This window comes from Mycobacterium mantenii (genome assembly GCF_010731775.1).
GTDB classification, from domain to species: domain Bacteria; phylum Actinomycetota; class Actinomycetes; order Mycobacteriales; family Mycobacteriaceae; genus Mycobacterium; species Mycobacterium mantenii.
The window spans coordinates 767,758-792,955 of record NZ_AP022590.1; the positions used below are offsets into that span (position 1 = coordinate 767,758).

Annotated in this window: 1 protein-coding gene; it reads left to right on the forward strand. The window is 68.6% G+C overall.

Annotation, left to right across the window (positions count from 1 at the left end):
* Window positions 1-381: 381 nt before the first annotated feature.
* Complete coding sequence (locus G6N50_RS03825) at window positions 382-25,086, forward strand: non-ribosomal peptide synthase/polyketide synthase (protein WP_163650808.1); 24,705 nt, start codon at window positions 382-384, stop codon at window positions 25,084-25,086.
* Window positions 25,087-25,198 lie beyond the last annotated feature (112 nt).

Consider the following 25,198-nt stretch of genomic DNA (forward strand, 5'->3'; position numbering starts at 1 on the left):
ACTGAGTACATATCTATACTAATGGGCGATTCATAGAACATTAAGTTTGAATAACCCTAGACCTGCGGGGTGGTCGTCTACTAACGTTCCGAACTGTTGCACTCATGTTGACTACGGGGTCTTCGGAGTGGGCGAGCGCCGACCGTTCGGTGGCGCGCTTGCTGGCTCGGTCGCCTCGGCCAACGACGAGCCGCAACGAGGTTGCGGTCGGTCTTCGTCGACGCTCCGCCCCATGCCGGGTAGGGCGCCTCGAGGCCGACCGCACCGAGCGCCCGGGCTACATCAAACAGAAGCCGACCAGGCTGCGGCCTGGTGGTGTCTGCGCGAGCGGCCTAAATCAACCGGGGGGTTGAAAGGAACACCCTGTGGTTGGGGAGTCGGATGGAGCTTGAGAATCAAGCACTTCCGCTGACGCGCGGGCAGCTGGACATCTGGCTGGCGCAGGAAACGGGTCACTCCGACACGGAGTGGCAGCTTGGGTTGTTCGTCCGGATCGGCGGCACCGTCCAGCGCGACGCCCTGCAGTGGGCGATCCGGCAAGCCGTGCGCGAAGCAGAACCGACCAGGGTCGCCTTCTTCGAGATCGACGGCCAGGTCTTCCAGCGACCGATCGACGACCCGAACATCGAGCTGGCGTTCCACAACCTAAGCGACTTGCCCGATCCCGTGCAAGAAGCCCGTGATCGAGCGCTGGCCATCCAGCGGACGCCCATGCCGCTCACCGGACCGCTGTTCAGGTTCGTCCTCTTCCAGACCCGGCGAGACGAATTTTTCCTGTTCGCGTGCTGCCACCACATCGTGATCGACGGCACCGGGGTTGGGCTGGTCGGTCACCGCATCGCCTCCATCTACTCCGCGATCGTCTCCGCCGGACCCGTCCCGACGGCCGTCTTCGGCTCGCTGCAGGAGCTGATCGACTGCGAATCGCACTACGAGGCCTCCAGTGATTACCGGGACGACGAGGCCTACTGGATGGCCAACCTGCCCCCGGAACGCGGGAGCCACCACCGCGTGCCCGGCAGCGCCGCGGAGCGTGACCCGTGGCCGTCCGCTCCGGTGGCGCTGGACCCCACGATCGTGCGGCGGGTTCACCGGTTCTCCGACGTCTGGGGCGTCTCCCAGACGTCGGTCATTACCGCGGCCTGCGCGCTGCTGGTGCGTGGCTGGTGCGCCGAGGGCTCAGAAGTGGTGCTCGATTTCCCCGTCAGCCGGCGAGTACGCCCGGAGTTGAAGACGCTTCCCGGCATGGTCGCCGGCGTCGTGCCGCTGGTGTTCACCGCCTCACCGCGATCGTCAGTCACCGATTTCTGCAAACACGTGGAGAGGCGAATCGAAGAGGCGGTGGCGCACCAGCGATTCCCGGTGCACGCCCTGGAGCGCAAGGTTCGCGGCCTGACCAAATCGCCCGAAAGGGTCAGCGTCAACTTCATTCCGTCGGCCTTCACCCTGCCCTTCGGTGCTGTCACGGCCTCGGCGTCCTACACGAATTCCGGTCAGGCGGACGGCTTCGGACTCATCTTCACCACCGACGGTGATGAGCTTTTCCTGAGCACCGCGGGCGTGTGGGAACCCTGGTCGGGCCTGAACGCCTCCGACTTGGCGGTGCGGCTGCAGCGGGTGTTGGTGGCGATGACCGACGATCCGCGCCGACGGCTCTCCTCGATCGAGGTGGTCGATGAGAATGAGCGCGCCCGGCTGGGCGAGTGGGGTAACAACGGTTCGGCGTTGGGTCGGTCGGTGCGGCCGGTGTCGGTTGTGGGGTTGTTCGCCGCGCAGGTGGCCCGGACCCCGGGCGCGGTGGCGGTGCGGTGTGAGGGCCGGTCGTTGACGTACCAAGAGCTCGATGAGGCGGCCAACCGGTTGGCGCGTGTGCTGGCCGGTCGCGGGGTGGGCCGGGGTGGGGTTGTGGCGCTGTTGTTTTCGCGGTCGGCCGAGGCGATCGTGGCGATCCTGGCGGTGCTGAAGTCTGGGGCGGCGTATCTGCCGATCGACCCGGCACTGCCCGCGGCGCGGGTGGAGTTCATGGTGCGCGATGCCGCGCCGAGGGTCGCGATCACCACCGCCGATCTGGCGGGGCGGTTCGAGGGGTTCGAGCTGAGTGTGATCGATGTGGCCGACCCGGCGATCGCGACCCAGCCGAGTACGGCGTTGGAGCTGCCGGCGCCGTCTGATCTGGCGCACATCATTTACACCTCGGGCACCACCGGGGTGCCCAAAGGTGTTGCGGTCACCCAACACAACGTCGCACAACTCTTCGACGATTTGCGGCTCGGTTTCGCGTTGTCGGGCGAGCAGGTGTGGACCCAGTTCCATTCGTATGCGTTCGACTTCTCGGTGTGGGAGATCTGGGGGGCACTGCTGCACGGCGGGTGCCTGGTGGTGGTGCCCGATGCGGTGTCGCGTTCGCCCGAGGAGTTCCACGCCCTGCTGGTGGGTGAGGGCGTCACGGTGTTGACCCAAACCCCTTCGGCGGTTGGTCTGTTGCCCACCGAGGGGCTGGAGGGCACGGCGTTGGTGATCGGTGCCGAGCCGTGTCCGCCGGAGTTGGTGGACCGCTGGGCACCGGGCCGGGTGATGGTCAACGTCTACGGCCCGACCGAAACCACCATGTGGGCCTGCAAGAGCGCACCACTGCGGGCCGGGTCGGGATTCCCGCCGATCGGCTCACCGGTGACCCGGGCGGCGTTCTTTGTGCTCGACGAGTGGCTGCGCCCGGTGCCTGCCGGGGTGGTCGGCGAGCTGTATCTGGCCGGCCAGGGCGTCGGTGTGGGGTATTGGCGGCGTCCCGGGCTGACCGCGTCACGGTTCATGGCGTGTCCGTTCGGCGAACCGGGCGCCCGCATGTATCGCACCGGCGACCTGGTCTGCTGGGGCCCCGACGGACAACTGCGCTACCTCGGCCGCGCCGACGAACAGGTCAAAGTCCGCGGCTACCGCATCGAACTCGGCGAAATCCGCACCGCGCTCGCCGATTTGGATGGCGTTGAACAAGCGGCGGTGCTGGTTCGTGAAGATCGTGTCGGCGAGAAGCATCTCGTCGGCTATGTGACCGGAGCCGCTGACCCGGCCGACGTTCGGGCCCGGTTGGGTCAGCGGCTCCCCACGTACATGGTGCCGTCCGCGGTGGTGGTGCTCGACGCACTGCCATTGACCGTCAACGGCAAGTTGGACACCCGGGCCCTGCCCGCGCCCGACTACCGGGGCGGTGATGGTTACCGCGCTCCGGAAAACGCCATCGAGGAGATCCTGGCCGGCATCTACGCCCGGGTCCTGGGTGTCGAGCGCGTCGGGGTCGACGACTCCTTCTTCGACCTCGGCGGCGACTCACTGTCGGCAATGCGGCTTGTCTCCGCCGTCAACACCGGCCTCGATGCCCATCTGGGAGTGCGGGTGCTGTTCGAGGCGCCCACCGTCGCCGAGTTGGCACCGCGTGTGTGCGGAGGGGGGAGCAAGCTCGCGCGGGTGGTGGCCGCCGACCGGCCGGCCGTCGTGCCGTTGTCGTTTGCCCAATCGCGGCTCTGGTTCCTCGACCAGTTGCACGGGCCATCTCCCGTGCACAACATGGCGGTCGCCCTGCGGCTGAGTGGGCGTTTGGACACCGACGCGATGGGCGCCGCGCTGCACGACGTGGTGACCCGCCACGAAAGCCTGCGAACGGTATTCCCCGCACACCAGGGGACACCGCGGCAAGTGATTATCCCGCCCGAGCGCGTCGACGTCACCTGGCCGGTCATCGATGCCGGTGACTGGCCGATACACCGGCTCAGTGAAGCCATCAATACCGCGGCGCGGCACCGATTCGACTTGTCCAGCGAAACCCCCTTGCGGACAATGCTTTTGCGCATCGCCGACGACGACCACGTGTTGGTGGCGGTGGCTCATCATATTGCTGCGGATGGTTGGTCGCTGACGCCGTTGGTGCGTGATTTGGGGGTGGCGTATGCCAGCCGGTGTGCGGGTCGGGCACCGGGGTGGGCGCCGTTGGCGGTGCAGTACGTGGACTACACGTTGTGGCAGCGGGTCCAGTTTGGTGATCTGGAGGATCCGGATAGTCCGATTGCGGGGCAGCTGGCTTATTGGCAGGAGGCTTTGGCGGGGTTGCCCGAGCGGGTGGAGTTGCCGACGGATCGGCCGTATCCGTTGGTGGCCGATTATCGCGGGGCCAGTGTGGACATTGAGTGGTCGGCGCAGTTGCAGCAGCGGGTGCGGGCGGTGGCGCGGGCGCACAATGCGACTGAGTTCATGGTGGTGCAGGCGGCGTTGGCGGTGTTGTTGGCCAAGCTTGGTGCGAGTTCGGATGTGGCGGTGGGCTTTCCGATCGCGGGGCGCAGTGATCCCGCGCTCGATGATGTGGTGGGTTTTTTCGTCAATACCCTGGTGTTGCGGGTGGATCTGGGCGGTGATCCCAGTGTTGCCGAGCTGTTGGCCCGGGTGCGACAGGGCAGCCTGGCGGCCTACGAACACCAAGACGTGCCCTTCGAGGTACTCGTCGAACGGCTCCACCCCAGCCGCAGCCTGGCGCATCACCCGCTGGTCCAGGTGGTGTTGGCCTGGCAGAACCTGCCCTGGCAGCACGACGGCCCCGCCGCCGGGCTGGAATTGGGTGACGTGCAGGTCACTCCGCTGCCGCTGGACACCCGGGTCGCCCGGATGGATCTGGTGTTCTCACTCGCCGAACGCTGGACCGAGGACGGCCGGCCCGCCGGGATCGGCGGAGCGGTGGAATTCCGCGCCGACGTGTTCGACGCCGCGAGCATCGAAACGCTGATCGAGCGGTTTCATCGGGTGCTGACCGCCATGACCGACGAACCCGCACAACGGCTTTCGTCGATCGACCTGCTCGCCGAGGCGGAACGGGAATGGCTCGACGCGGCCGGCAACCGAGCGATAACCACCGCGCCGCCAATGGCTTTGGTGTCGATTCCGGCGTTGTTCGCCGCGCAGGTGGCCTGCGCTCCGGGCGCCGTGGCGATCACCTCCGGCGAGCGATCGTTTACCTACCGCGAGCTGTACGAGTCCACAAATCGGTTGGCGCACTTGCTGACCGAGCGGGGCGCCGGGCCGGGGCAGCGGGTGGCGGTGGTGATCCCACGCTCGGCAGAAGCGGTGATGGCGATCCTGGCGGTGCTCAAGACCGGGGCGGCCTATGTGCCGATCGATCCGGGTGTGCCGGCGGCGCGGTTGGAGTTCGTGCTCGGTGATGCCGCGCCGATCGCGGCGGTGACCAGCGCCGAGGTGCGCGAGCGGCTGGATGGCTTCGACGGGGTGATCGTCGACATCGACGACCCGGCCGTGCGCACCCAACCCACCACCGGCCTGCCGGTGCCGGCCGCGGACAGCATCGCGTACCTCATCTACACCTCCGGCTCGACCGGCATTCCCAAGGGAGTGGCGGTCACCCACCGTAACGTCACCCAACTCCTGGATGCGATCGATGCCCACCTGAATCTGGGCGGGGTCTGGACCCAGTGCCATTCCCTGGCTTTCGACTTCTCGGTGTGGGAGATCTTCGGCGCACTGCTGAGGGGCGGGCGTCTGGTTATCGTGCCCGACGACGTCGTCCGATCGCCGGAAGACCTGCATGCGTTGTTGGTGCGTGAGCAGGTCAGTGTGTTGAGTCAGACGCCGTCGGCGTTTTATGCGTTGCAGAGTGCGGATGCGTTGGCGCCCGAGCTGGGTGAGCAGCTGAAGTTGCAGACGGTCGTCTTTGGTGGTGAGGCGCTTGAGCCGCACCGGTTGTCGACGTGGTTGCACCGTCACCCGGGCCTGCCCCGGATGATCAACATGTACGGCATCACCGAGACGACGGTGCACGCGTCGTTTCGCGAGATCGTCGATGGGGACGTGGACGGCAACGTCAGCCCGATTGGGGTGCCGCTGGCGAACCTGGCCTTTTTTGTGCTCGATGGTTGGTTGCGTACGGTGCCGGCCGGTGTGGTCGGTGAGCTGTATGTGGCCGGTGGTGGTTTGGCGACCGGTTATGTGGGCCGTGCGGGGCTGTCGGCGTCGCGGTTTGTGGCGTGTCCGTTCGGTGGGCCGGGGGCGCGGATGTATCGCACCGGGGACCTGGTCCGCTGGGGCTCCGACGGCCAACTGCAGTACATGGGCCGCGCCGACGAACAGGTCAAGGTGCGTGGGTATCGCATCGAATTGGGGGAAGTCCGCGCCGCGCTAAGCGAATTGGACGGCGTGGAACACGCGGCGGTGATCGCCCGCGAAGATCTTGCCGGCGAGAAGCGTCTTGTCGGCTATGTGACCGGAGCCGCTGACCCGGCCGACATTCGGGCCCGGTTGGGTCGGCGGCTCCCCACGTACATGGTGCCGTCGGCGGTGGTGGTGCTCGACGCGTTGCCCTTGACCGTCAACGGCAAGCTGGACACCCGGGCTTTGCCGGCGCCGGAATACCAGGACGCCGATCGCTACCGAGCCCCGGTGAGCGCCATCGAGGAGATCCTGGCCGGCATCTACGCCCAGGTGCTGGGCGTGGAGCGCGTCGGTGTGGACGACTCCTTCTTCGATCTTGGCGGCGATTCGCTGTCGGCGATGCGCGTGATTGCCGCAGTGAATACCACGCTTTCCAAGGGTATTTCGGTGCGGGCGCTGTTCGAGGCGCCCACCGTGGCCGAGTTGGCACCGCGACTCGGCGGTGGTGCGGATCGGCCTTCGCGGGTGCTGGCAGGTCCGCGACCGGCGGCGGTGCCGTTGTCATTCGGGCAGTCCCGGTTGTGGTTCATCGACCAGTTGCAGGGGCCCTCGCCGATGTACAACATGCCGGCGGCGCTGCGGATCCGCGGCCGACTGGACGTGCCCGCGCTGAGTGCCGCACTCGTCGACGTGGTGGCCCGCCATGAGAGTTTGCGCACGGTATTCACCGTGTCCGAGGGGATACCGCACCAGGTGGTGATACCCGCTGAGCGGGCAGCTGTCGGGGGGGACGTGATTGATGCAGCCGGTTGGTCACCGGCACGGATAGAGGAGGCGATGCATGCCGAAGCGAGCTACCAATTCGACCTGGGAAGCGAAATACCCATACAAACAAAGCTATTCCGTCTCGGCGATGACGAGCATGTGTTGGTGGCGGTGGTCCATCATATTGCTGCGGATGGTTGGTCGCTGACGCCGTTGGTGCGTGATTTGGGGGTGGCGTATGCCAGCCGGTGTGCGGGTCGGGCACCGGGGTGGGCGCCGTTGGCGGTGCAGTACGTGGACTACACGTTGTGGCAGCGGGTCCAGTTTGGTGATCTGGAGGATCCGGATAGTCCGATTGCGGGGCAGCTGGCTTATTGGCAGGAGGCTTTGGCGGGGTTGCCCGAGCGGGTGGAGTTGCCGACGGATCGGCCGTATCCGTTGGTGGCCGATTATCGCGGGGCCAGTGTGGACATTGAGTGGTCGGCGCAGTTGCAGCAGCGGGTGCGGGCGGTGGCGCGGGCGCACAATGCGACTGAGTTCATGGTGGTGCAGGCGGCGTTGGCGGTGTTGTTGGCCAAGCTTGGTGCGAGTTCGGATGTGGCGGTGGGCTTTCCGATCGCGGGGCGCAGTGATCCCGCGCTCGATGATGTGGTGGGTTTTTTCGTCAATACCCTGGTGTTGCGGGTGGATCTGGGCGGTGATCCCAGTGTTGCCGAGCTGTTGGCCCGGGTGCGACAGGGCAGCCTGGCGGCCTACGAACACCAAGACGTGCCCTTCGAGGTACTCGTCGAACGGCTCCACCCCACCCGCTCCCTGGCACACCACCCGCTGGTCCAGGTCATGCTCGCCTGGCAGGGCAACGACCACACGGAGTTGACTCTCGGTGAGCTGCAAGTCACCAGGGAGCCCGTCGACACCCGCACCGCCCGGATGGATTTGACGTTTTCGTTGTCCGGCCGCTGGACTGCCGACGGCCGGCCCGCCGGGATCGCCGGAACGGTGGAGTTTCGCACCGACGTGTTCGACCCGGACAGCATCCACACCCTGACCGAACGATTGCGCCGGGTGTTGGTGGCGATGACCAACGATCCGACCCGCCGACTCTCGTCGATCGAGGTGCTCGATGAGAATGAGCGCGCCCGGCTGGGCGAGTGGGGTAACGGTTCGGCGTTGGGTCGGTCGGTGCGGCCGGTGTCGGTTGTGGGGTTGTTCGCCGCGCAGGTGGCCCGGACCCCGGGCGCGGTGGCGGTGCGGTGTGAGGGCCGGTCGTTGACGTACCGGGAGCTCGATGAGGCGGCCAACCGGTTGGCGCGTGTGCTGGCCGGTCGCGGGGTGGGCCGGGGTGGGGTTGTGGCGCTGTTGTTTTCGCGGTCGGCCGAGGCGATCGTGGCGATCCTGGCGGTGCTGAAGTCTGGGGCGGCGTATCTGCCGATCGACCCGGCACTGCCCGCGGCGCGGGTGGAGTTCATGGTGCGCGATGCCGCGCCGAGGGTCGCGATCACCACCGCCGATCTGGCGGGGCGGTTCGAGGGGTTCGAGCTGAGTGTGATCGATGTGGCCGACCCGGCGATCGCGACCCAGCCGAGTACGGCGTTGGCGCCACCGGCGCCGTCTGATCTGGCGCACATCATTTACACGTCGGGCACCACCGGGGTGCCCAAAGGTGTTGCGGTCACCCAACACAACGTCGCACAACTCTTCGACGATTTGCGGCTCGGTTTCGCGTTGTCGGGCGAGCAGGTGTGGACCCAGTTCCATTCGTATGCGTTCGACTTCTCGGTGTGGGAGATCTGGGGGGCACTGCTGCACGGCGGGTGCCTGGTGGTGGTGCCCGATGCGGTGTCGCGTTCGCCCGAGGAGTTCCACGCCCTGCTGGTGGGTGAGGGCGTCACGGTGTTGACCCAAACCCCCTCGGCGGTCGGTCTGTTGCCCACCGAGGGGCTGGAGGGCACGGCGTTGGTGATCGGTGCCGAGCCGTGTCCGCCGGAGTTGGTGGACCGCTGGGCACCGGGCCGGGTGATGGTCAACGTCTACGGCCCGACCGAAACCACCATGTGGGTGTCGCACAGTTCACCGCTGAAGGCGGGAACGGGCGTGCCACCCATCGGCTCGCCCGTATCGGGCGCCGCCCTGTGTGTGCTCGATGCATGGCTGCGCCCGGTACCGGTGGGCGTGATGGGGGAGCTGTATGTGGCCGGCGCCGGGGTGGGGGTCGGCTATCTCGGCCAGGCGGGGCTGTCGGCGTCACGGTTCGTGGCGTGCCCCTTCGGAATCCCGGGCCAACGCATGTACCGGACCGGAGACCTGGTCCGCTGGGACGCCGACGGTCGATTGCATTATCTGGGGCGCGCCGACGAACAGGTCAAGGTGCGTGGACATCGCATCGAGCTGGGGGAAATCCGCACTGCGCTAACCGAATTGGACGACGTGGAGCAAGTCGCGGTCGTCGTCCGCGAAGACCGACCGGGCGAGAAGCGCCTCGTCGGCTATGTGACCGGAGCCGCTGACCCGGCCGACGTTCGGGCCCGGTTGGGTCAGCGGCTCCCCACGTACATGGTGCCGTCCGCGGTGGTGGTGCTCGACGCGCTGCCATTGACCGTCAACGGCAAGCTCGACGCCCGCGCCCTGCCCGCGCCCGACTACCGCGGGGGTGATGGTCACCGCGCTCCGGAAAACGCGATCGAGGAGATCCTGGCCGGCAGCTACGCCCAGGTCCTGGGTGTCGAGCGCGTCGGGGTCGACGACTCCTTCTTCGACCTCGGCGGCGACTCACTGTCGGCAATGCGGCTCATCACCGCGATCAACGCCGAACTGGACGGCGGCCTCACCGTCCGAGCCCTGTTCGAGGCGCCTACCGTCGCCCAGCTGGCGCCCCGCATGGAGGCGGTTGCCGGGCGCGCGACCGGTTTGACCGCGGCCGAACGGCCGGCGCTGGTGCCGTTGTCGTTCGCCCAATCTCGGTTGTGGTTCATCGATCAATTCCAGGGTCCGTCGCCCGTCTACAACATGGCAGTCGCCCTGCGGCTGAGCGGGCACTTGGATACCGACGCGATGGGCGCCGCCCTGCACGACGTGGTGACCCGCCACGAAAGCCTGCGAACCCTGTTCCTCGCGCCCGAAGGAACACCCCAACAAGTGGTTGTCCCGCCCGAACGTAGCGAGGTGAGCTGGCAGGTCGTCGACGCCACGCGGTGGCCCGCGTCCTGGCTGGCGGAGGCCACCCAGGAGGCAGCGCGCTACACCTTCGATCTCGCACACGAAATACCCTTGCGGGCATGGCTTTTCCACACCGGCGACGATGAACATGTCTTGGTGGCGGTGGTCCACCACATCGCCGCCGATGGGTGGTCACTGACCCCGCTGGTGCGCGACCTGGGGGCCGCCTATGCCAGCAGGTCGTCCGGGCGGCCGCCGCAGTGGGCGCCACTGCCGGTGCAATACGCCGACTACACCCTGTGGCAACGCGCCCGGTTCGGCGACCTCGAGGATCCGGACAGCCCCATCGCCAGACAGCTCACCTATTGGGAACAGGCCCTGTCCGGATTACCCGAACACGTTGAGCTGCCAACGGATCGGCCGTACCCGCTGGTCGCCGACTACCGCGGAGCGAGCGTGGCCGTGCAGTGGCCGGCCGAACTTCAGCAACACGTGGCCCGCCTGGCGCGCGCGCACAACGCGACCAGTTTCATGGTCGTCCAGGCCGCCCTTGCGGTGCTGCTGTCCACCATGAGCGCGAATTCCGATGTCGCGGTAGGGTTCCCGATCGCGGGCCGGCGCGACCCGGCCCTGGACGATGTGGTCGGATTCTTCGTCAACACCCTGATCCTGCGGGTCGACCTGAGCGGCGACCCCCGCATCGCGGACCTGCTGGCCCAGGTACGGCAACGGAGCCTGGCGGCCTACGAACACCAGGACGTGCCCTTCGAGGTGCTCGTCGAACGGCTCAACCCCACCCGCGACCTCGCCCACCACCCGCTGGTCCAGGTGATGTTGGCCTGGCAGAACAACGATCCCGTCGACCTGAGCCTGGGTGATGTACAGGTCACGCCGCTGCCGCTGGACACCCGGGTCGCCCGCATGGACCTGGTCTGGTCGCTGGCCGAACGCCGGGACGAAAACGGCCGGCCCGCCGGCATCGCCGGAACTGTGGAATTCCGCACCGACGTCTACGACGCGGCCACCATCGAGACCATGGTTGCGCGATTGCAACGGGTGCTGTCCGCCATGGCCGCCGACCCGGCGCAACCGCTTTCCACGCTCGACGTCCTCGCCGAGGCCGAGCACACCCGCCTCGATGCGATCGGCAACCGCGCGGTGTTGACCCAGCCCGCGACTGGCCCCGTGTCGATCCCCGCATTGTTCGACGCACAGGTGAGTCGCGAGCCGGGGGCGGTGGCGATCACCTGCGGGCGCCGGTCATGGACCTACCGCGAGGTACAGGCGTCGTCGAACCAGTTGGCGCACTTGCTCGTCGGCCACGGCGCGGCCCCGGGCCGGCGGGTGGCGGTGGCGATCCCGCGGTCGGCCGAGGCGATCGTGGCGATCCTGGCGGTGCTCAAGACCGGCGCTGCGTACGTGCCGATCGACCCCGCCCTGCCGTCGGCCCGCATCGAATTCATGCTCACCGACGCCGCGCCAATCGCAACGATCAGCACGGCCGGCCTGCGCGCGGGTCCGCACATCTCCGGCCCGGTCATCGAGGTCGACGACCCCGCCGTGCGCAGCCAACCCACGACCGGGTTGCCGGCGCCGACCGCGGACAACATCGCGTACCTCATCTACACCTCGGGGACCACGGGCACCCCCAAAGGGGTCGCGGTCACCCACCACAACGTCACCCAGCTGCTGGAGTCGCTGGACGCAGAACTGGGCCTGGGCCGGGTCTGGAGCCACTGCCATTCCCTGGCTTTCGACTTCTCCGTCTGGGAGCTCTTCGGTGCGCTGCTGCGCGGCGGCCGCGTCGTCGTCGTCCCTGACGAGGTGGTTCGCTCACCGGAAGACCTGCACGCCTTGCTGATTGCCGAAAACGTCGACGTCTTGAGCCAGACCCCGTCCGCGGTGGCGGCGCTGCCGTCCGACGGGCTGGAACCGGTGGCGCTGATCGTCGGCGGCGAGCCGTGCCCGGTCGAGGTGATGGATCGGTGGGCGCCGGGGCGGGTGATGATCAACCAATACGGCCCGACCGAGACCACGATGTATGCGGCGATGACCGCGCCGCTCAGCGCGGGTGCCGCGGTGGTGCCGATCGGTTCGCCGGTGCCCGGCGCCGCGCTGTTCGTGCTGGATCGATGTTTGCGTAAGGTGCCGCCCGGCGTGGTGGGGGAGTTGTACATCGCGGGCCGTGGGGTCGCCGCCGGCTATTCGGGCCGGGCCGGTTTGACGGCATCGCGGTTCGTCGCCTGCCCGTACGGCGGGGCCGGTGCGCGGATGTATCGCACCGGCGACCTGGTCCGGTGGGGCGCGGACGAGCAGCTGGAATACCTCGGGCGCGCGGACGAACAGGTCAAGATCCGCGGCCACCGCATCGAGCTCGGCGAAATACATTCCGCGCTCACCGAATTGGGCGGTGTCGAGCAGGCGGCGGTGATCGTCCGCGAGGAGCAGCCCGGCGCGGTGCGACTGGTGGGCTACGTCACCGGGACGGCCGAGCCGTCCCAGGTACGGTCGCGCCTCGCCGAGCGGTTGCCGGCCTACATGGTGCCGGCCGCGGTCGTGGCGCTCGACGCGCTGCCCCTGACGGTCAACGGCAAACTCGACACCCGCGCCCTGCCCGCCCCGGATTTCGGCGGCAACGAGTACCGGGCTCCGGCCGACGCGATCGAGGAGATCCTGGCCGGCATCTACGCCCAAGTCCTCGGGCTCGAGCGGGTCGGGGTGGACGATTCGTTCTTCGATCTGGGCGGGGACAGCATCTTGTCCATGCAGGTGGTGGCCCGGGCCCGCGCCGCGGGCGTAATATGCCGGCCGCGTGATGTTTTCGTCGAGCAGACGGTGGCCCGGCTGGCCCGAATCGTCACGCTGACCACCGCCGAGGACGAGGCGGCCGACGACGGAGTCGGGCCCGTCGTGGCCACCCCGATCATGCGGTGGCTGCACGACATGGACGGCCCCATCGAGCAGTTCAACCAGACCATGGTGCTGGCGGCTCCGGCCGGGGTGGGCCAAGCCGACGTGCAGGCCGTGCTGCAGGCATTGCTGGATCGGCATCCCATGCTGCGGCTCTGCGTCGACGACGACGGCGACGGCGGCTGGTCCCTGCACGTACCCCAGGTGGGCGCGGTGGACGCCCGCGCCTGCATGCGGACCGTCGACGTGCTCTCCGATGCGGCGCTGACGCGGGCCCGGTCCCGGCTCAACCCCGGCGCCGGAGCGCTTTTGAGCGCGATATGGGCAAGTGCGACAAACGAACTGGTGCTGATCATTCACCACTTGGCCGTCGATTCCGTCTCGTGGCGGACCTTGATCGAGGACGTCAACATCGCCTGGGCGCAGCATCGCAGCGGCCAGCCCATCGAGCTGCCCGCGGAGGGAACCTCGTTCGCCCGCTGGTCGTCGCTGCTGGCCGACCACGCCCAGAATCCGGCGGTGCTCGGCCAGGCAGATACGTGGCGGCGGATCGCGCAGACTCCGCCGCTCCTGCCTGCGGTGCAGCCCGACGACACGTACGCGACGGCCGGGCAGTTGTCCGCGTCGCTGGACGCCGAGACGACCCGGCTGTTGCTGGGGGAGGTGCCCGCCGCGTTTCACGCCGGGGTGCAGGACATCCTGCTGATCGCGTTCGGGATGGCCTTCGCCGAATTCCTCGGGACGGCAGCACCCCTGGGCATCGACATCGAGGGTCACGGGCGCAGCGAGGAGTTGGGTCCGTACGTGAATCTGTCGCGCACGGTGGGCTGGTTCACCGCCAAGCACCCGGTGGCCCTGGCCGTTTCCGGGCTGGACTGGGAACGGGTGGTGGCCGGTGCGGCCGCGCTGGGTGCGGTCATCAAGCAGACCAAGGAACAATTACGCGCCCTGCCGGACGGTGTGACCTACGGATTGCTGTGCTACCTGAATCCCGAAGTGGCCCTGACTAATTCGGATCCGGTCATCGGATTCAACTATCTGGGCCGGCTTGGTGCCGGCGTCGGCGAGTTGTCCGACGAATTGTGGCAGCTGAGCCCGAACAACGCGTCGTTCGCCGTCGCCGCAGCGGCGCTGGAGCTGCCGCTACCACACACGATCGAGCTCAACGCCGCCACCATGGACACCGAGGACGGGCCGCGGCTGCGGGCGAACTGGACATGGGCGTCCTCGGCGCTGACCCACGACCAGGTAACGCAGTTGAGCCGGTTGTGGTTTGAGGCACTGGCCGGAATCTGCGCGCACGTGCGCCGCGGTGGCGGCGGCCTGACCCCGTCCGACATCACCCCCGCCCGGCTGAGCCAGCCGCAGATCGACCAACTCGAACGGCGATACGACGTCGCCGATATCCTGCCGCTGACCCCGCTGCAGCAGGGGCTGCTGTTCCATGCGACGGCCACCCACGGCGACGCCGATGTGTACGCGGTGCAGCTCGACATCACGCTGCGCGGTGCCCTCGACTCGCACCGACTGCATCGAGCCGTGCATACCGTCATCACCCGCCACCCCAACCTCGCGGCCCGGTTCTGTTCCGACTTCGGCGATCCGGTGCAGATCATCCCCGCCGCCGCCGACCTGGCCTGTCAGTACATCGAGATCCACGACGGCGACATCGAGCGGAGGGTCCAACGGCTCTGCGCCGCCGAACGAGTCGCGGCGCGAAACCTCGGCGACGAACCGCCGTTGCGGGCCGCGCTGCTCCGCACCGCGGACGACGAATACCGGTTCGTCCTCACCGTCCACCACATCGTGATGGACGGCTGGTCGCTCCCGGTCCTGCTGCAAGAAATCTTCGCCTGCTATTACGGGTCGCGGCTGCCCGCGGTGCTGCCCTACCGCAGCTTTGTCAGCTGGCTGGCCGATCGAGACGTGCCCGCCGCCCGCCTGGCGTGGCGCGACGCGCTCGATGGGTTCGACGCCCCGACGATGGTGGGCCCGCCGAGCCGCAACGAGCTCGGGCCGCGCGGCGTGGCCGCACTGCGACTGACCGCCGAAACCACCCGTGCGCTAAGCAAACTCGCGCGTTTCTGCCACACCACCGTCAACACCGTGCTGCAGGCCGCATGGGCGCAGCTGCTGATGTGGCAGACCGGTCAACGCGACGTCGCCTTCGGCACCGCCGTCTCGGGCCGGCCGGCCGATCTGCCTGGCGCGGAATCCATAGTGGGCCTGCTCATCAACACCGTGCCGGTGCGCGCCCGTGCCACCCCGGCAACCACCGTCGCCGAATTGCTGGACCAGCTGCAACGCGCCCACAACGACACCCTGGAACACCAGCACCTGTCGCTCAACGAGATTCACCGGGTCACCGGGCACGACCAGTTGTTCGACAGCTTGCTGGTGTATGAGAACTATCCGATCGATGCCGCGACGTTGTCATCCGCCCGTGACTTGACCGCCACCGGATTCACCAGTCACGAGTACAACCATTACCCGCTGTCGCTGCAGGCCGTTCCGGGCGACGAGCTAAGCCTGCGTGTCGAATTCGATACCGACGTGTTCGACGCCGCCGAAGTCGACGAGCTGACCGCCCGGTTGCACCGGCTCCTGGTGGTGATGGCCGCCGACCCGGCCCGACCGCTGTTATCACTTGACGCGGTCGACGGTCCCGAGCATGCGCAGCTTGCGTACTGGGGAAACCGGGCGGCCTTGGCCGAGCCGACGGCCGCACCGGCGTCGTTGCCGGCGCTGTTCGCCATCCAGGTGACCCGCACGCCCGACGCGGTCGCGGTGACCTTCGAGGACCGCTCGATGACGTATCGCGAACTCGACCAGGCGTCCAACCGCTTGGCGCACCTGTTGCTCGAGCATGGCACCGGCCCGGGACACTGTGTGGCGCTGCTGTTTTCCCGCTCGCCCGAGGCCATCGTGGCCATGCTGGCGGTCTTGAAGGCCGGGGCGGCGTACCTGCCGATCGATCCGGCGCTGCCGGCGGCGCGGGTGGAGTTCATGCTCGATGACGCCGCACCGCCCGTCGCACTGAGCACGACAGACATGCGGTCGCGACTCACCGGACTCGGCCTGCCGGTTATCGAGGTCGACGACACCGCCGCGCACGGCTACCCCAGCACCGCGCTGCCGGCGCCCGCCCCGGACAACATCGCCTACGTCATCTACACCTCGGGCACCACCGGTGTCCCCAAAGGCGTCGCCGTCACCCACCAGAACGTCACCCAACTCCTGGAATCGCTGCACGCGCCGCTGCCCGAAGCGGGCGTGTGGTCGCAGTGCCATTCGTACGGCTTCGACGTCTCGATCCAGGAAATCTGGGGAGCCCTGGCCGGCGGTGGTCGCCTGGTCATCGTGCCCGAGCCGGTGACACGCTCACCGGACGAAATGCACGCCTTGCTGATCGCCGAAAAGGTCAGCGTGCTCAGCCAAACCCCATCGGCGCTGGCCGCGCTGTCACCGCAGGATCTGGACACCGCGCTGATCCTCGGCGGCGAGCCCTGCCCGGCCGCACTCGCCGACCGGTGGGCCCCGCGGCGCGTGATGATCAACGCCTACGGCCCGACCGAGACCACGGTGGACGCGGTCATCAGTCCGCCGCTGGCCGCGGTCGGGGGAGCACCACCGATCGGGTCGCCGGTATCCGGTGCGGCCCTGTTCGTGCTGGACGCGTGGCTGCGGCCGGTGCCCGCCGGAGTGGTCGGCGAGCTGTACGTGGCCGGCCGCGGTGTTGCCGTCGGTTACGCGCGCCGGGCCGGCCTGACCGCGTCGAGGTTCGTGGCCTGCCCGTTCGGCGGGGCCGGGGCGCGCATGTATCGCACCGGGGATATGGTGCGCTGGGCCCCGGACGGCCAGCTGCACTACGTCGGTCGCGCCGATGAGCAGGTCAAGATCCGCGGCCACCGCATCGAGCTCGGCGAAATACAGAGCGCGATAGCCGAATTGGACGGCGTGACGCAGGCGGTGGTGATCGCCCGCGAGCACCGGCCTCAAGACAAGCGACTTGTCGCCTATCTCACCGGCGTTGCCGACCCGGCCGAGGTCCGCGCCCGGTTGGCCGAGCGGCTGCCCGCCTACATGGTCCCGGCCGCCGTGGTCGCCATCGAGGCATTGCCGTTGACCCCCAACGGCAAACTCGATACCCGCGCCCTACCCGCACCCGAATACACCGCCGGTGCGTATCGGGCCCCGGGCACCCCGACCGAGGAGATCCTGGCCGGCATCTACGCCCGGGTGCTGGGGCTGGAGCAGGTCGGTGCCGACGATTCGTTCTTCGATCTGGGCGGCGACTCGCTGTCGGCAATGCGGGTGATCGCCACGATCAACGCGACCCTGGACGCCCACCTCGGGGTGCGGATGTTGTTCGAGGCACCCACCATTGGCGAGCTGGCGGCACGCGTCGGCGCGGGCGGGGCCCGGCACGGCGGCGTGGTGGCGCGCGAGCGGCCGGCGGTGGTGCCGCTCTCGTTCGCCCAATCCCGGTTGTGGTTCATCGACCAGTTGCACGGCGCGTCACCGGTGTACAACATGGCGGCGGCGTTGCGGCTGAGCGGACGCCTGGATGCCACCGCCTTGGGGGCCGCACTGCGCGACGTCGTGGCGCGCCACGAAAGCCTGCGGACGGTGTTCGCCGCCGTCGATGGCATACCCCGGCAGGTCGTGGTGGCGCCCGAGCGGGCCGCCGTGACATGGCGGGCCATCGACGCCACCGGCTGGCCGCACGCCCGGCTGGAAGACGCCATCCGCGACACGGCGCGCCACACGTTCGACCTGGCCACCGAAATTCCGTTGCGTGCCCAGCTTTTCCGTCTCGACGACGAGGAACACGTGCTGGTGGCCGTGGTGCATCACATCGCCGCCGACGGGGGTTCGCTGACCCCGCTGGTGCGCGATCTGGCGGTGGCCTATGCCAGTCGTGCGGCCGGGGACGCCCCGGAGTGGGCGCCGCTGCCGGTGCAGTATGTCGACTACACGCTGTGGCAGCGAGCGCAATTCGGCGATCTGGAAGACCCGGACAGCCCGATCGCGGGCCAGCTGGCGTACTGGGAACGGGCGCTGGCCGGGCTGCCCGAGCGGCTGGAGTTGCCCACCGATCGGCCGTATCCGTTGGTGGCCGATTACCGCGGGGCCAGCGTGGCCGTGGTTTGGCCCGCCGAGCTGCAGCAGCGTGTCCGCGCGCTGGCCGGCGCGCACAACGCGACCAGCTTCATGGTGGTGCAGGCCGCGCTGGCGGTGCTGCTGGCCAAGATCACCGCGAGTTCGGATCTGGCGGTGGGCTTCCCGATCGCCGGGCGGCGCGATCCGGCCCTGAATGACGTGGTGGGTTTCTTCGTCAACACCCTGGTGCTGCGGGTCGACCTGGCCGGTGACCCCACCATCGCCGAGGTGTTGGCGCACGTGCGCGCGCGCAGCCTGGCCGCTTATGAGCACCAGGATGTGCCCTTCGAGGCACTCGTGGAACGGCTCAACCCCGCCCGCAGCCTGGCGCATCATCCGCTGGTGCAGGTGATGCTGGCCTGGCAGAACACCGAGCCGACCGACCTGAGCCTCGGTGATCTGCGGGTCACCGCGCTCCCGGTCGATACCCGTACCGCCCGAACGGACTTGGCCTGGTCGCTGGCCGAACGCTGGACCTCCGACGGCCTGCCCGCGGGGATAGGCGGGGCGGTGGAATTCCGTACCGACGTCTTCGACACCGCCACCATCAAGACGCTGATCGAGCGTCTGCGGTGGGTACTGGAGGCCATCACCGCCGACCCGACCCGCAGTCTGTCGTCGATCGATGTGCTCGGCGCCGACGAACACGCGCGCCTCGATGCGATCGGCAACCGCGCGGTGTTGTCCCGCCCGCGCATCGACACGTCGTCGATCCCGGCGTTGTTCGCCGACCAAATGGAGCGCAGCCCGCAGGCGGTGGCGCTGACGTTTGACGGACGCTCGATGACCTATCGCGAGCTCGACGAGGGCGCGAACCGGTTGGCGCACCTGCTTATTGACGACGGTGTGGGGCCGGGGGACTGCGTGGCGCTGCTGATGGACCGCTCGGCGCAAGCGGTGGTCGCGATCCTTGCGGTGCTGAAGTCCGGGGCGGCTTACCTGCCGATCGACCCGGCCGTGCCGCAGAATCGGGTCGGGTTCATGCTCGCCGACGCCGCGCCCACCGCCGCAATCACCACCGCGGCCCTGCGGTCGCGGCTGGACGGGTTCGACTTCGCGATCATCGACATCGACGATCCCGCCGTGCGGACTCGGCCCGGCAACGCCTTGCGGGCACCCGCTCCCGCGAACATCGCCTATGTCATCTACACCTCCGGGACGACCGGAACCCCGAAGGGCGTGGCGGTCACCCATCGCAACGTCACCGAACTGCTGACCGCAGTGCACGGTCGGCTGGCCTCGGTGACCGGGGTGTGGAGCCAGTGCCATTCACTGGCGTTCGACTTCTCGGTGTGGGAGATCTTCGGTGCGCTGCTGGGCGGCGGACGGCTGCTCGTCGTGCCCGACGACGTGGTGCGCTCACCGGAAGACCTGCGGGCCTTGCTGATTGCCGAGGACGTGAGCGTGCTCAGCCAAACCCCGTCGGCGTTCTTCGCGCTGCAGGGCGCCGAGGCGTCACGGTCGGAACGGCGGCTCAACCCGCACACCGTGGTATTCGGCGGCGAGGCGCTGGTTCCGCAACGCCTGGGCAAGTGGCTGCACAACCACCCGCGACGGCCCCGCTTGATCAACATGTACGGCATCACCGAGACGACGGTGCACGCCTCGTTCCGGGAGATCGTCGACGCCGACATCGACGGCCACGTCAGCCCCATCGGGAAACCATTGGCGCATCTCGGCTTCTTCGTGCTGGACGCGTGGCTGCGCCCGGTCCCCGCGGGCGTGATGGGCGAGCTGTATGTGGCCGGCGCCGGGGTGGCCGCCGGGTATCTCGGCCGGCCCGCTCTGACCGCATCGCGGTTCGTGGCCTGCCCGTTCGGTGGGGCCGGGGCGCGCATGTATCGCACCGGGGACCTGGTGCGCTGGGGCCCGGATGGGCAGCTGCAGTACGTCGGTCGCGCCGATGAGCAGGTCAAGATCCGCGGCTACCGCATCGAGCTGGGCGAAATACAAAGCGCGCTCGCCGAATTGGACGGGGTAACGCAGGCGGTGGTGATCGCGCGCGAGGACCGGCCCGGCGAGAAGCGTCTCGTCGGCTATCTCACCGGGTCCGCCGATGGGGGCGAGGTCCGCGCCCGGCTGGCCGAGCGGTTACCGGCCTACATGGTTCCGGCCGCGGTGATGGTCATCGAGGCATTGCCGCTGACCGCCAACGGCAAACTCGACACCCGCGCCCTGCCCGCACCGGATTACCACGGCGCCGATCAGTACAGCGCACCGGCCACCGACGTCGAGCGGTCCATGGCCGACATCTACGCCCACGTCCTGGACGTCCACCGCGTCGGCATCGACGACTCCTTCTTCGACCTCGGCGGAGATTCGCTGTCGGCCATGCGGCTGGTCGCGGAGATCAACTCCAGTCTCGATGTTCACCTTGGTGTTCGGGCTTTGTTCGAAGCGCCCACCATTCGCCGCTTGGCGGCGCGGCTGGGTAACGACGGGGGAGGGCGCCTGCCGCTGGTGGCCGGCCCGCGCCCGGCGGTGGTGCCGTTGTCGTTCGCCCAGTCGCGGTTGTGGTTCATGGGCCAACTGCACGGGCCGTCACCGGTGCACAACATGGCCATCGCCTTACAGCTGCACGGGCGTCTGGATGGCGAGGCGTTCGGCGCCGCGCTGGGCGACGTCGTGGCCCGCCACGAAAGCCTGCGCACGCTGTTCCCGTCGCACGACGGCATCCCTGCGCAGCTGGTGGTCGAGGCCGACGACGCCGACTTCGGTTGGCAGATCACCGATGCGCGCGGGTGGTCACCCACCCGGCTGGGCAAGGCCGTCGACACCGCGGTGGGCCACCGCTTCGACCTGGCCACCGAGCTTCCCCTGCGGGCACTGCTTTTCCGGCTCAACGACAACGAGTACCTGTTGGTGGCCGTGCTTCATCACATCGCCGCCGATGGCTGGTCGCTGACCCCGCTGGTGCGCGACCTGGGGGAGGCGTATGCCGGCCGCGTGGCCGGGCACGCACCGGAGTGGACGCCGTTGCCGGTGCAGTATGTCGACTACACGCTGTGGCAGCGTGCGCAATTCGGCGAGTTGCAGGATCCGCACAGTCTGATCGCCGGGCAGTTGCGGTATTGGGAACACACCCTGGCCGGAATGCCCGAGCGACTGGAGTTGCCCACCGATCGGCCGTATCCGTTGGTGGCCGATTTCGGCGGGGCCAGCGTGGCGGTGGATTGGTCCGCGGAATTGCAGCAGCGGGTGCGTGCGGTGGCCGGCGCGCACAACGCGACCAGCTTCATGGTGGTGCAGGCCGCGCTGGCGGTGCTGCTGGCCAAGATCACCGCGAGTTCAGATGTGGCGGTGGGCTTTCCGATCGCCGGGCGGCGCGATCCGGCCCTGAATGACGTGGTGGGTTTCTTCGTCAACACCCTGGTGCTGCGGGTCGACCTGGCCGGTGACCCCACCATCGCCGAGGTGTTGGCGCACGTGCGCGCGCGCAGCCTGGCCGCCTACGAACATCAGGACGTGCCCTTCGAGCTGCTGGTGGAACGGCTCAACCCCACCCGCAGCCTGGCGCACCATCCGCTGGTGCAGGTCATGTTGGCCTGGCAGAACACCGATTCCGCCGACCTGAGCCTCGGTGACGTGCGCGTCACGCCGCTGCCCGTCGACACGCGCACCGCCCGAATGGATCTCGCGTGGTCGCTGGCCGAACGCTGGACCTCCGACGGCCAGCCCGCCGGGATCGGCGGAGCGGTCGAGTTCCGCACCGACGCGTTCGACGCCGCGACGATCGAAACCCTGATCAGCCGGCTGCATCGGGTGCTGACGGCCATCACCGCCGACCCGACCCGCAGACTGTCGTCGATCGATGTGCTCGGCGCCGGCGAGCATGCGCGTCTGGATGCCATCGGCAACCGGGCGGCGCTGACGCGCCCGTCGCGCACACCCGCGTCGATCCCGGAGGTGTTCGCCGGCCACGTCGCACGCACCCCGGAGGCGGTGGCGATCACTTACGCGGGACAGTCGTGGACCTACCGCCAACTCGACGAATCCGCGAACCGATTGGCGCACTCGCTCGTTGAGCACGGGGCGGGACCGGGGCAGTGCGTGGCCCTGCTCGTCGAACGCTCGGCCCGCGCGGTGGCCGCGATCCTGGCGGTGCTCAAGACGGGTGCCGCGTATGTGCCGATCGACCCGGGCCTGCCCGCGGCCCGGATCGACTTCATGCTCGCCGATGCCGCGCCGGCCGCGGTGCTCACCACCGCCGAGTTGCGTTCTCGGATAGACGATTCCGGACCGATCGTCATCGATATCGAGGACCCCTCAATCCGGGACCGGCCCACTGCGGCGCCGCCGGCACCGGGACCGCACGACGTCGCCTACACGATCTACACCTCGGGCACCACCGGGGTTCCCAAGGGCGTGGCGGTCAGCCACCACAACGCCACCCGGTTGTTCGCCTCGCTGGGCGCTGCCGGGCTGCCGGCGGCGCCGGGCAAGGTGTGGAGCCAGTGTCATTCGCTGGCGTTCGACTTCTCGGTATGGGAGATCTTCGGGGCGCTGCTGCACGGCGGACGGGTGCTGGTGGTACCCGACGAGGTGGTGCGCTCGCCGAAAGAGTTGCACGCCTTGCTCGTTGCGGAGAACGTCGACATGCTGACCCAGACACCGTCCGAGGTGGCGATGCTCTCCACCGAGGGCCTGGGCTCGGCGGTGTTGGCCGTCGCGGGCGAAGCATGCCCGGTCGACGTGGTGGACCGCTGGGCGGCAGGCCGTGTGATGGTCAACGTCTACGGCCCCACCGAGATCACGATCGTCGCGGCCATCAGTGCGCCGCTCACCCCCGGGCCCGAGGCACCGCCGATCGGTTCACCGGTGTCCGGCGCCGCGCTGTTCGTGCTCGACGGATGCCTGCAACCGGTGCCCGCGGGAGTGGTCGGCGAGTTGTACGTCGCCGGTTCCGGCGTGTCGACCGGCTACCTGGGCCGGCCCGGCCTGACCGCCGCGCGGTTCGTGGCGTGCCCGTTCGGCGGAACCGGTGCGCGCATGTACCGCACCGGGGACCTGGCGTGGTGGGGTCCGGACGGGCAACTGCGCTACGTCGGTCGCGCCGACGAACAGGTCAAGATCCGCGGGTACCGCATCGAACTCGGCGAGATCCAGGCCGCGCTGGCCGGGCTGGCCGGGGTGGAGCAGGCGTTGGTGATCGCCCGCGAGGATCGCCCGGGCGACAAGCGGCTGGTGGGGTACATCATTGGAACGGCCAACCCGGCCGAGCTTCGCACCCTGCTGGCCGAGCGGCTGCCCGCCTACATGGTGCCGGCCGCGGTGGTGGTGCTGCCGGCGCTGCCGTTGACGCCCGGCGGCAAACTGGACACCCGCGCGCTGCCGGCGCCCGACTACCAGGGCACCGACGACTACCTCGCCCCGGCCACCGCGGTCGAGGAGATCCTGGCGTGGCTGTACGCCCAGGTGCTGGGCTTGGAGCGGGTGGGCGTCCAGGAATCGTTCTTCGACCTGGGCGGCGACTCGCTGTCGGCGATGCGCCTGGTCGCGGCGATCTACAACGCCCTCGATATCCACCTGCCGGTACGCGCCGTCTTCGAGGCGCCGTCGGTGCGCAGCCTCAGTCAGCAGCTGAACGGTGATTACGTTGCGGCAGAAGACCTTCGGGCAGATTTTGCGTCCGTGCACGGCCGTGACGCGACCGAGGTGTACGCCAGCGATCTCACGCTGGACAAGTTCATCGACGCCCCGGCACTGTCGGCCGCGCAGGGACTGCCGGGCCCGCGCGGCGAGGTACGCACGGTCCTGCTGACCGGGGCGACCGGATTCCTGGGCCGTTACCTGGTCCTGCAGTGGCTCGAACGGCTGGAACTGGCCGACGGCAAATTGATCTGCCTGGTGCGGGCCACCTCGGATGAGGATGCGCGGCGCCGGCTCGAAAAGACCTTCGACAGCGGCGATCCGGCGCTGCTGCGGTACTTCCACGAACTGGCCGAGGACCATCTCGAGGTCGTCGCCGGCGACAAGGGACGGCCCAACCTCGGTGTGGACGAAAAAACCTGGCAGCGGCTGGCCGACACCGTCGACCTGATCGTGGACTCGGCGGCCGTCGTCAACGGCGTGCTGCCCTACAGCGAGCTGTTCACCCCCAACGTCGCGGGTACCGCGGAGCTGATCCGGCTGGCGCTCACCACCAAACTCAAGCCCTACACCTACGTGTCGACGGCCAACGTCGGTGACCAGATCGAGCCGTCGGCGTTCACCGAGCACGCCGACGTCCGGACCGTCGGCGCGACCCGCACGGTCGACGGCGGCTACGGCAACGGCTACGGCAACAGCAAGTGGGCGGGCGAGGTGCTGCTGCGCGAGGCGAACGACCTGTGCGGCCTGCCGGTTTCGGTGTTCCGCTGCGACATGATCCTGGCCGACACCACCTACCGCGGCCAGCTGAACCTGTCGGACACGTTCACCCGGATGGTGCACAGCGTGGTGGCCAGCGGCGTCGCGCCGCGCTCGTTCTATGAGCTGGACGCGCACGGCGACCGGCAACGCGCGCACTTCGACGCCCTGCCCGTCGAGTTCGTCGCCGAGGCGATCACCACGCTGGGCGCCCAGGTGATGGATGGGTTCGAGACGTACCACGTGATGAACCCGCACGACGACGGGATCGGGCTCGACGAGTACGTCGACTGGCTGATCGAGGCGCGCTACCCGATCGAGCGCGTCGACGACTTCGGGGACTGGCTGCAACGAATGGAGACCGCCCTGCGCGCCCTGCCCGAACGGCAGCGCCATCAGTCGGTGCTGCAGCTGCTGCAGTTACGCAACGCCCAGCACGTGCCGCCGGCGGACCCGGCCCGCGGGTGCCTGGCGCCGACGGAGCGCTTCCGTGCCGCGGTGCAGGACGCCAAAATCGGCCCCGATAACGACATCCCGCAGATCGACGCGTCGGTGATCGTCAAGTACGTCACCGACTTGCAGCTGCTCGGTCTGCTGTGAAATCCATTCAGCAGTAATAGATTTCACCGCGAGATCGACAAGCCGGGTCGCTGCGACGTCCGCTGACTACCATGACGGTAGAACGCGACGGTCCCGCCAGCGCAAAGGAGTG